Genomic DNA, 10,190 nt, shown 5'->3' on the forward strand with positions numbered 1-10,190 from the left:
GCATGTGGGCTGGCGTGCTGGGTGCAGGCCTGACCTTCGGTGTCCTGCTGCCCTATTCGCGCCGCCACGAATATGAGGCGGACCGGCTGGGCGCGGACTTCATGACGCGCTCCAACTATCGCGCCAGCGAAGCGCTGACCTTCTGGAACGGCATGATGGCGCGCAGCGCGCGCGGCTCCCAGCCTGCCTTCCTTTCCACCCACCCCTCCGATGCCCAGCGCATGCAGGCCCTGCAGGCGCATATCCGCTCGGCAGGGTACGCCTGATAGAGGCTTTGACTGACATGGCCGCCGGTCTTGCATCGCAGGTCCGGCGGCGCTATGTCAGCGCTCCCGCCGTTCAGAGACCGTTCCGGTCCGCGCCGGGCCCTGTGTGCCGCCTTAGCTCAGTCGGTTAGAGCGCTAGATTGTGGATCTAGAGGTCCCCCGTTCGATCCGGGGAGGCGGTACCATTTTCCCATGCAATGCAGAGAAATACCGCCACGCATAGCGTGAGCGCGTCGCGTTTCATCGCCCGCTTTTCCACAGGAAAGTGATGCGCGTGCCTGCGGCGCAGCGCGCGGCTTGCTTAACGATAGGTTAATCTGTCACAGAGGGAGCGAGTGACGATACGGACGAACCATGCCGGTTGAGGGCCCGGCCGCCAGGGAGCAGGTATGTCGAGACTGACCAGCGAGAGCGGGGCGAGCTTCATCATCCTTGACGATGGTGAACTCTACGAAGAGTCCGATATCGATCGCATCTGCGAGCGTCACGCCATTGGCGACGCCGACCACAAGATGGCGCTCTGGCGCCTGCTGGAAGAGGCGGGCCGGGCACTGATCGACCAGAAACGCCTGCAGACACGCCGGACCCAGATTGCGCGCCTGCGCCAGGACCTGCAGATGGGTCTGCGCCTGACGGGGCAGCTGGCAGGGCTGGTGCCTGATGCCGCCCAATTGCGTGACGACACGCCCACCATGACGCTGACCCGCCGCCATCTGGCCGCGCTACGCGAGGCCGAGCGCCGGATCGAATCAGAGCGCGGTTCGCGCCTGCGCACGCGCCTTGAAGACGCAGCACCTGCGCTGGAAAGCCTTCAACGCGTCTTTGAAATGGCGCTGGAAGCCTGCGGCGAGCGTGAGGACGAGGAAGGACCGGACAGGGCCTGGCGGGGCGCCGTCATGGGTTTCTATACCCGCACGCTCTCGCGCCCCTGGTCGCGTCAGGGGGATAATGCGGGCGAGCGCTTCATCGCCGATTGCCGGATTGCGCTGGACCGCGCCGAGGACGAGGCCGATGCGGGCGAACGTGTCAGCCCGATCCGGCTGGCGTCCCAATCGCCCGGTTAGGCCACCGGCCTTGCTCTAGTTTTCGGTCTCGCGGCGCTGGTCCACCAGTGCGCGGGCGGCATCTTCGTCCTCGACCGCCTCGATCGAGGCAATGCGGCATCGCCAGCCATCATCGGGCATGACGAACTCGTTCATCGGCTGGCAGATGCGCTGGTTGCCAGTGATCGAGGTGGCGATCTGCACACCGAAATTCAGGCCCGCACACCGGGTCGCGGTGGTAACGAGGAAATAGTCCTGCACACCGGAGCGCAGGATCAGGTGCCGGTCGTCAATCACCGAATAGCCGGCAATGTTGCCGATCCGCACGCACGGGTTCGCTTCCTGCGCGCCGGACGCCATGGCTGCGCCGGAGAGGGTGATCGCCGCGCCCCCAGCCGCTATAGCAGCCACAAGGCGGGAAAGTGATTTCGATGATACCGTCATGGTAACGCGAGCCTTTCTGTCGTCTGATCCGTCGCGGACCCCAAGAGATTTCCGGCGAGGCCAGTATGCGTAATGACACCCCACGCGTGTGCATAGTCGGAGCCGGTGCTGCCGGTCTGTCGCTGGCCTACGCGCTGTCTTCGCACAGGATTAATACGCGTATTTGTGACGCAGGTAAGGCAGGGCAAGGCGCTTTGGCGGCATCGGCCGGGATGATCGCACCCGGCGCTGAAATCCACGAGGCAGGCGCGCGTCCCCATCCGCTTGCCGTCGCCTTCGCGCGTCTGGCCCTGCATAGTGCATCGCTATGGCCCGCCTGGGCACAGCGGCTGCGCTACGAGACCGGCATTGACCCTGAATACCGGGCGTCCGGCTCGCTCATTCCCCTGCCAGGGGATGCTGAGGGTGCAAATGCCGCCGCCTCGCTGCAGGCGCTTGGCGTGAAGGCACACCGGCTGACCAAGGCGGAGGCGGTTCGCCACCTGCCGGGGCTTGATTCTGAAGGCAGCCTCTTCCTGCCCGGCGATGCCCAGCTCAGTGCGCCGCGCCTCGGTGAAGCGCTGATCACTGCCCTGCAGGCAAGCGCCCATGCCGAGTTGCACGAGCAAGTGCGGGTGACCGGGATTGAACCGGGCGCCCAAGGCTGGCGGGTGCGTCTGGCCGATGGCGAGATGATCGAGACGGATTGTGTTGTGCTGGCTGCCGGGTGGGCCGCAGAGACGCTGCACCCCGCGGCCGCTGGCGTGTTCCCGGTAAAGGGGCAGGCCCTGATGCTGCAGGCCGGGGCCGATGCAGGCACGGATTCGTGGCCGCTAGTGCGCGCTGGCGACGTCTATCTGGCGTCAAAGCCCGGCGGGCGGGTGCTGGTTGGTGCCAGCGCCGAGCCGGGCCGTAGCGATACTGTAACCGACACCGTCACGGCAGACACCTTGCTGGAGCGGGCGGCCCGGCATGTTCCGGCGATCGCCTCCATGCAGAGGCTGTCGCACTGGGCGGGCGTGCGCCCGGCCTTGCCCGGCATGATGCCGCGCGCCGGAGAGGCGGCACCGGGCCTGTTCGTGGCGCTGGGGGCCTACAGGCATGGCGTGATGCTGGCGCCTGCGCTGGCAGAAGGGCTGGCGCGTGCCATCGCCGGAGAGGGCGAGAGCGAACACCTGGTTCCGTTCGCGCCTCCACACGGTTAACGAAGGCTTATCCTCGACGCGGTGAGATGGGAGCAGACGCGATTCGCCCGTTCTCCGGAGTCACAGCCGCCCATGCCCGACCGCATTGGAAATGCCATTGCCGGCCAGTTGCAGAACACGTTTTCGCCTGCGCGCCTGATTTCCGAGGCGGCAAGTGCAACCGGTGCCAATTTTGACTTCCTGATGCGCACGGCGGCCCGCGAAAGCAATTTCGATGCGGGTGCCAGGGCAGGTACCTCAAGCGCGTCGGGCATGTTCCAGTTCATCGAGCAGACCTGGCTGGCCATGGTCGCCCGCCACGGTGAACGCCACGGCTATGGCGATGCGGCGAGCGCGGTGCGCCAGGACGGCAATCGCTTCGTTGTCGATGATCCCGAGCGCCGTCAGGCCATTCTGGACATGCGCTTCGATCCGCGTGCGGCCAGCCTCATGGCCGGCGAGCTGACAGCGGAAAACGCGGCCATCCTGCGCGAGGCAACCGGGCGCGAGCCGACATCGGGCGAGCTTTATGCGGCGCATTTTCTTGGCGCATCGCGGGCGGCGCGCCTGATCGAGACGGCCCATACAAACCCTGACATGCGCGCCGATGCCCTGTTCCCGGACGCCGCAGCGGCGAACCGGCGTATCTTCTTCGATGGTGGCCGCCCGCGCAGCGCTTCCGAGCTTTTGTCGGTGCTTACGCGGGAGCGCCCGGTGGCAGAGGCGCCTGAAAGCGTCGCCCTGCCGCGCCTGACGCAAGGCCCCGAAGCCGGTGCCAGCGTGCAGCGCATCCGGGAAAACCTGCGCGCCGGGGTGTCAGGCTATGCCAGCACAGGCGGGCCTGCCGCAATCCTGTCGCCGGCGGTCATGGAAATCCTCAATACGCTCGATATTCCGCTGCGCAGCCGGAGCGATCGCTCCTGAGGGCCGGAAAGGCCCCGTTAATATTTGAGGCGCACCGTTGAGATGATGTGTTTTCTCCAGTCTGGGAGTCGTGGGGCATGAGCGTGAAATCCTTAAGAGCGCGCCTTACCCGTGAAGACGTGGCCCGGCTTGCCAGTGCAGCCGATGACGAGGGCCGGGCGCTGGCCGCGCGCAAGATATGCGCGCGTATCTCCATGCCGGGCCTGTCAGAGAGCGAACGCGCCGCCGCCAATGCCATTCTGGAAGTGCTGGCCGGTGACGCCGCCGAAATTGTCCGGCGCGCGCTTTCCGTCACGCTGGCCCGTTCACCCAATTTGCCGCGCGATGTGGCGCGCAAGCTGGCAGCCGATATCGATTCCATCGCGGTGCCGGTGATCGCCGGTTCCCCCTCGCTGAACGATGAAGACCTGATCGAGATTGTCCGCTCTGGCACGGTGATACGCCAGCTAGCCATTGCGGGCCGCGCGGAAGTCGCAGGGCCTGTCGTTCGTGAGCTGGTCGTGCGCGGGGCTGATCCGGCGGTCAAACGGGTCATCGCCAATGACGGCGCGCATTTCGACTCGGGTTCCTATGCGCTCACCTTCGACCGCTACAAGAACCAGCCGGCCATGCTGGAAACCTTCGTCGACCGGGCGAGCCTGCCGCTGGAGGTCACTGAAAAGCTGATCAACGTGATCTCGGAGACTGCGGTCGAGCGTCTGGTTTCACGCCACGCTCTGCCGCCGCAACTGGCTGTGGAGCTGGCAGAGCATTCGCGCGAGCGAGCGACGGTGGATCTGGTCGAGCAGGCGGGGCTCAGCCCCGATCCGCGCCGCTTCGTGCAGCAATTGCAGATGAACGGGCGGCTGACGCCCTCGCTCATCCTGCGCGCGCTTTTCCGCGGCCATATGAGCTTCTTCGAGCATTGCCTGGCCGAACTTGCCGGCATTCCCCATGCCAAGGCATGGCTGCTCATTCACGATGCTGGCCCGCTGGGCCTTGAGGCGGTCTTTGAGCGCTCCGGCCTGCCGCGGCGTATCCTGCCGGCGGTGCGGGCGTCGGTCAGCGCCTATCACTCGCTGGAAATGGGCGGGCAGGGGCCGGAAGACATCGTGAAGTTCCGCGCTGCCCTGACCCAGCGCATCTTCACCCAGTTCCAGGGCGCACCGGAGGCGGATCTGGAATACTGCCTGTCACGGCTGGAAGCCGACATGCAGGCGAGTGTTCAGGCCGACCCGGCTGGCGCCATGCGCACAGCCGTCTAGACGGCGCGAAGGCCCGAAGGCGCAGGCGAGGCGTTTAGCCTGCCGCGCCGACCAGGGCTACAACACGGGTTTCCAGCTCTTCAGCCAGCGTGCGGCCGACCGCATGCTCGTCAGTGCGGATGTTCTGGCGCAGGGCGGCGCGGATCGCACCCACATGGGCCTCGACCAGTTGCACCGGCACCAGCTCGCGCTTCTCGCTGGTCTCGACCAGGCGCGAGAGGGACGCCGCCATGCGCGTCACAAGCGGGAAGTCATAGGTCGCGCCCAGGCCACGCAAATCGTGCGCGACTGTGAAGAGCTCATCACCTGCATTACCGGTCAGGCCTTCCTGATGGACCTTGGCAAGCGCGGCTTCCAGCTTGTCGACTTCCTCGGCCAGCCAGTCTGCGAACTCGCCTTTCATCTCTTCCAGCGCTGCTTCGGCGCGGGCGATGGCGGCCGGGTCAGCTGGCGCGATACGCCCGCCTACCTTGACCTTGAGCATGTTGGGCGGATTGATGATCTCGATGGGACGTTCGCGTTGCGTCATGATCCTGTCTCTTCCCCTGTAACCCCTAAAGTGCTGCTTCTTCGCGGCGTTCCGGGCCGTCATATTCATTGTTCAGGCGCCGGCGGTCCGGCCCGAAAAACACCTTCGTGCGCACGAACGGGCGCGGACGGTTCACGATGACCTGAAGGCGCTTGTAAAGCTGTTCAGCCGAGAACGGCTTGACCAGGAACTCGGTAACTCCGGCATCACGCGCGTCGCGCACCCGTGAGGGTTCGGCGTAGGCGGTCAGCATGATGATCGGAATGAAGGGATTGGCGCTCTTTTCCGGATTGCGCAGATGGCGCACGAGGGCAAGCCCGTCTACCGGCGCCATTTTCCAGTCGGTGATGATCACGTCGATCTGCTCGACGGAAAGGATTCCGAGAGCCCGTTTGGCGTCAGCCGCTTCGAAAACATTGTCACAGCCAAAGGCGCCCAGCACGGCACGCACAAGACCGCGCATGGCTGCATTGTCATCGACCAGCAGCACGCGCAATTTTCTGAAGGCCATGTCGGCAGGAAGTTCTCCAGCCACAGCGCTACCTCACCTGTCGTTTCCCCCTGTACGCGCCGACCATAGACCCGACTTGTTTAATATCAGGCTAAGCGCACGCTCAGGAGGAGAACTGCTCCAGGATGATGCGTTCATCGAGCGCGCGGCCCGCATCGAACATCATGGTCAGCGTGACATCGGCGGCTTCCGCGACCGTGACAGATGCCACGTCCCGGAATTCGCGGTTGTCTGCCACCGCCGCGACGGGCCGGTGGCCCGGTTCGATGACCTCGAAGGTGACGGTGCTGGCATGGCTGAGAAGCGCGCCGCGCCAGCGCCTCGGCCGGAAGGCGCTGATTGGGGTCAGGGCAAGCAGGCTGGCATCGATCGGCAGGATCGGGCCGTGCGCGGAGAAGTTATAGGCCGTTGACCCTGCCGGGGTGGAGACCAGCACGCCATCGGCGGCGAGTTCTTCCATGCGCTCGATCCCGTCAATGAAGATGCGGATCTTGGCCGTCTGCCGGGTCTGGCGCAGCAGGGACACCTCGTTGATCGCCAGTGACTCGAATGCGGCGCCGCTGATATCGGTGCCCTTGGCTCTCAAGGGATGGATGATTGCCCGCTCCGCCGCGTCCAGCCGGGCCGGCAGGTCGTCATGAGCCGGATCGTTCATCAGGAAGCCGACCGAGCCGAAATTCATCCCGTAGACCGGGATATTGTGGCCCATCACCGCGTGCAGCGCGTCGAGCATGCAGCCATCACCGCCCAGTGCGACCACATAGTCGGCTTCCAGCAGCGGGCAATTGCCATAGCGTTCCTCCAGCGCCTTGCGTGCGGCAAGGGCGTCGGGCCGTTCAGCAGCGTGGAAAGCCAGGCGCATGCAATCTTCCATGAGACGTCGGTGACGGGAAAAGCTGTGGCATTCAAACGTTGTGCGAGGCCCCGTGCAAGGGGCGATGTCGTGGCAGGAACCGCCGCAGGGACCTTCCCGTTACCCGCAGGCCTGTGCCAAGCTCTCCGAGGAACGCAGATGAACGAGCGGACATCCCATGGCCATTGAAACCGCCTTTGCCGGACCTGACGACATCAGCGCGGATCTGCGCGCCCGCCTGCTGGATGCGTTCCGCAGCCTGCGCCGCCGCACCGATGCGCTGGCCGCGCCCTTGTCGGACGAGGATATGGGCGCCCAGACGACGGCCGATGTCTCGCCAGCAAAATGGCATCTGGCGCATACGAGCTGGTTCTGGGAAACCTTCCTGCTGGAGCCGAACCTGAAGGGCTACACGGTTTTCGATCCGCGTTTCGGCTATCTGTTCAATTCCTATTACGAGGCGCTCGGCGAACGTCAGCCGCGCGCGGCGCGCGGCCAGATCACCCGCCCGGGTGTGGCGCATGTTCGCGCCTACCGCGCCCACGTCGATGCCGCGATGGCCGACATGATCGGCGAGGCTGACGAAGCGCTGCTGGCGAAAATCTTTGCCCTTATCGAGATCGGCATCGCCCATGAGGAGCAGCATCAGGAGTTGTTGCTGACCGACATCAAGCACGTGCTCAGCGTCAATCCGTTTGGCGAGTGCTATCGTGCTGCCGAGCCACCGGCCAAGGCAGATATGGTCCGGGCGGGCTGGCTGGAGTTCGAGGGCGGCCTCCATGAATTCGGCCATGCGGGCGAGGGCTTTGCCTTCGACAATGAAGGCCCGCATCACAAGGCGTGGCTGGAGCCTTTCGCGCTGTCCACGGCCTGCGTCACGAATGGCGAGTTTGCAGAGTTCATCGCCGATGGCGGCTATGAGAACGCTTCGCTGTGGCTATCTGACGGCTGGGCGCTGATACAGGAAGAATGTCGCCGTGCGCCCTTCTACTGGCGGGGCGGTCCGGGCGAATGGCGCGAGTTTACCCTGCATGGTGAACGCGCGCTCGATCCCGATGCGCCTGTCAGCCATCTCGATTATTTCGAGGCGAGTGCCTACGCCCACTGGTCCGGCTACCGCCTGCCCGAAGAGCGCGAGTGGGAGCTGGCAGCGCGCCAGCCCGGCACGAGCACCGCCCGTGCAATGTCTCCTGACGGCTGGCTGCACCCCCATGCCAGCGATCAGCTAAGCCTGTTCGGCGGTATGTGGCAGTGGACCCGCTCTGCCTACGGCGCCTATCCGGGATATCGCGCGGACAAGGGCGCAATCGGCGAATACAATGGCAAGTTCATGTGCGGGCAGTTCGTGCTGAAGGGCGGCTCGGCCCTGACCCCGCCCGGTCATGTCCGTGCCAGCTATCGCAATTTCTTCCCCCCGCAGGCGCAATGGCAGATGACGGGCCTGCGTCTGGCGCGCGATGTGTAAGCGCCGAGTTGATTTGACCAACACCCCGTTGGCGCGTCATTCTTGACTGAACAATCAGCGAAGCCCGCAGGACGGGCCCCGCACGTGGAGGCGAGCCATGGACGACCGCGCGACAATTTCGGTGAAGGATCAGGTGACGGCAGAGGAATGGAAGGCGCGCTGTGATCTCGCCGCGCTTTACCGGCTCATCTTCATGCATGGCTGGGACGACCTCTTCTTCACCCATATCTCCATGCGGGTGCCGGGGCCGGAGGAACATTTCCTGCTCAACCCGTTCGGCCTTCTGTTCGAGGATGTGACGGCGTCAAACCTTGTGAAGGTCGATCAGGACGGCAATGTCCTGCCGCCCAGCCAGTACGGTATCAACCCGGCCGGGTTCACCATTCACTCTGCCATCCATCAGGCTCGCCACGATGTGAAGGTGATCATGCACCTGCACACCGATCAGGGCGTCGCGGTGTCGGCCCAGAAGCGGGGCCTCCTGCCGATTTCGCAAAGTGCGATGACGGTGATGAAGGACGTCGCCTATCACGGTTATGAGGGCATCGCGCTGGAGCATGAGGAAAAGGAACGCCTCGTCGCCGACCTCGGTCAGAAGAACCTGATGATCCTGAACAATCATGGCACGCTGACCTGCGGCGACCATCCTTTCTCCTGCTATGTGCGCATGTACATGCTGGAGCGGGCCTGCAAGATGCAGACTCTCGCGCAGGGCGCAGAGCTGGTGGAGTGGGGCGCGGACATGCAGGACCGTGTCTATGCGCAAGGTGAGCAGGCCTTCACCAACGAGTTCTTCAAGGAAATCGCCTGGGCTGCCTTGCGCGGCCGAGTGGACCGGCAATCGCCGGGATATGCCGTCTAGCGGCGCGCGCACCGATGCGGCACGCACCGGCAATGCTTGCCAGTGCGCTGTCGCTTCTGGTGGTGACGGCAGCCGCAGCCGTGGCCGGACCCTGGGTGCAGCCGCAAGGTGAAGGTGTGCTGATCACTGGCTACTCCACGCACTGGCTGTCAGCGCCGGGCGGGACGAGCTTGCGAAAATCGGAAGTGAGCTTCTATTCGGAGTTCGGCCTGACGCAGCGTGTGACGCTGGTCGGGCGCTTTGCCCTGCAATCGCTGACCGAGACCCGCAGCGCCCCGGACGCAGTGGCCGACGAGGCGTTCGGCAATGCGCTTGTGGCATTCGGCGGCAGTGAAGCGGGCTTGCGGGTGAAGCTTTATCAGAGTGGCCCTTGGGCGAGCTCGGTCCAGCTCTCGCGCACCTTCCAGTCCGGCGGCGAGAACCGCAACAACCAGCGTTTTGGCACCGGCGGCGGCGATGTGGAACTGCGTCTGCTGGCGGGCCGTGCGCTTGGCCGCGACGGTTTTGCCAGCGTGCAACTTGCCCGGCGGGACCTCAATGACAGGGGCGGCGCGGAATGGCGCTTCGATACGGCAGTCGGCTGGCCTGTGTCACCGCGTTGGCGGTGGATGGCAGAAACGTTTTCGGTCCGGGCAGACGAGCGGCCGGGTGCTTCGGCCTATTCCGGACACCGCGCGCAGATCAGCGCCGTCTATGATGCCCCGTCCGGCTATTCGCTGTCTTTCGGGGCGCTGGCTTCGCTTCACTGTAAAAATACGGCGCGGGAACAGGCCGTCTTCGCCCGGCTCTGGCGGCGTTTCTGACAGCAGCTCACTGCTTATCACGTCTATTTCATTTTGCTTTTTGTCATCTCCGACGCATATCGCTCCCCAATCGAAAAAGAGAG

12 protein-coding genes and 1 tRNA gene are annotated in these 10,190 nt (G+C 64.8%); 9 read left to right on the forward strand and 4 right to left on the reverse strand.

The genetic code is table 11. The features are described 5' to 3' along the window. The 3 genes from ACTS2Z_RS04035 to ACTS2Z_RS04045 all read left to right on the forward strand — a co-directional run. Positions 1–266 (forward strand): M48 family metalloprotease (locus tag ACTS2Z_RS04035; RefSeq protein WP_442571947.1); only part of this gene is annotated, 266 nt, incomplete at its 5' end. Between the two features lie 108 nt (positions 267–374). Next, a tRNA-His gene (locus ACTS2Z_RS04040) sits at positions 375–451 on the forward strand. Positions 452–655: 204 nt separating this feature from the next. Beyond that, a complete protein-coding gene (locus ACTS2Z_RS04045; RefSeq protein ID WP_442571948.1) occupies positions 656–1,330 on the forward strand; it encodes a hypothetical protein in 675 nt (224 codons plus the stop codon). 15 nt (positions 1,331–1,345) lie between these two features. Here ACTS2Z_RS04045 and ACTS2Z_RS04050 read toward each other — a convergent pair whose 3' ends face one another. After that, on the reverse strand, positions 1,346–1,753 hold the full coding sequence (locus tag ACTS2Z_RS04050; protein ID WP_442571949.1) for a DUF6491 family protein: 408 nt from the start codon (positions 1,751–1,753) through the stop codon (positions 1,346–1,348). A gap of 65 nt (positions 1,754–1,818) precedes the next feature. On the opposite strand from ACTS2Z_RS04050, the gene ACTS2Z_RS04055 reads away from it, so the two are divergent. From ACTS2Z_RS04055 to ACTS2Z_RS04065, 3 genes are all read left to right on the forward strand, one after another. Then, positions 1,819–2,937, forward strand: coding sequence for an NAD(P)/FAD-dependent oxidoreductase (locus ACTS2Z_RS04055; RefSeq protein ID WP_442571950.1), 1,119 nt, complete (start codon positions 1,819–1,821; stop codon positions 2,935–2,937). Positions 2,938–3,009: 72 nt separating this feature from the next. After that, the gene (locus ACTS2Z_RS04060; RefSeq protein WP_442571951.1) at positions 3,010–3,840 is read left to right on the forward strand and encodes a hypothetical protein; all 831 of its coding nucleotides are present in this window, start codon (positions 3,010–3,012) and stop codon (positions 3,838–3,840) included. A gap of 77 nt (positions 3,841–3,917) precedes the next feature. After that, positions 3,918–5,084: a DUF2336 domain-containing protein gene (locus ACTS2Z_RS04065; RefSeq protein ID WP_442571952.1), complete on the forward strand. Its 1,167-nt coding sequence runs from the start codon at positions 3,918–3,920 to the stop codon at positions 5,082–5,084. Between the two features lie 34 nt (positions 5,085–5,118). On the opposite strand, the gene ACTS2Z_RS04070 is transcribed toward ACTS2Z_RS04065, so the two are convergent. The 3 genes from ACTS2Z_RS04070 to ACTS2Z_RS04080 all read right to left on the reverse strand — a co-directional run bounded on the left by ACTS2Z_RS04070 (position 5,119) and on the right by ACTS2Z_RS04080 (position 6,986). Continuing rightward, positions 5,119–5,613: an Hpt domain-containing protein gene (locus ACTS2Z_RS04070; protein WP_442571953.1), complete on the reverse strand. Its 495-nt coding sequence runs from the start codon at positions 5,611–5,613 to the stop codon at positions 5,119–5,121. A gap of 25 nt (positions 5,614–5,638) precedes the next feature. Then, positions 5,639–6,124: a response regulator gene (locus tag ACTS2Z_RS04075; protein WP_442571954.1), complete on the reverse strand. Its 486-nt coding sequence runs from the start codon at positions 6,122–6,124 to the stop codon at positions 5,639–5,641. Positions 6,125–6,227: 103 nt separating this feature from the next. Then, positions 6,228–6,986, reverse strand: coding sequence for an NAD kinase (locus ACTS2Z_RS04080; RefSeq protein ID WP_442571955.1), 759 nt, complete (start codon positions 6,984–6,986; stop codon positions 6,228–6,230). A 169-nt stretch (positions 6,987–7,155) separates the two neighbouring features. Between ACTS2Z_RS04080 and egtB the strand changes: the two genes are divergently transcribed. From egtB to ACTS2Z_RS04095, 3 genes are all read left to right on the forward strand, one after another. Then, a complete protein-coding gene (gene egtB, locus ACTS2Z_RS04085) occupies positions 7,156–8,442 on the forward strand; it encodes an ergothioneine biosynthesis protein EgtB (RefSeq protein ID WP_442571956.1) in 1,287 nt (428 codons plus the stop codon). A gap of 97 nt (positions 8,443–8,539) precedes the next feature. Further along, complete coding sequence (locus tag ACTS2Z_RS04090) at positions 8,540–9,304, forward strand: class II aldolase/adducin family protein (RefSeq protein ID WP_442571957.1); 765 nt, start codon at positions 8,540–8,542, stop codon at positions 9,302–9,304. A 14-nt stretch (positions 9,305–9,318) separates the two neighbouring features. Beyond that, positions 9,319–10,107, forward strand: coding sequence for a hypothetical protein (locus ACTS2Z_RS04095; protein ID WP_442571958.1), 789 nt, complete (start codon positions 9,319–9,321; stop codon positions 10,105–10,107). Positions 10,108–10,190: the final 83 nt, after the last annotated feature.

The organism is Glycocaulis sp. (assembly GCF_052168375.1).
Taxonomy (GTDB): Bacteria; Pseudomonadota; Alphaproteobacteria; order Caulobacterales; family Maricaulaceae; genus Glycocaulis.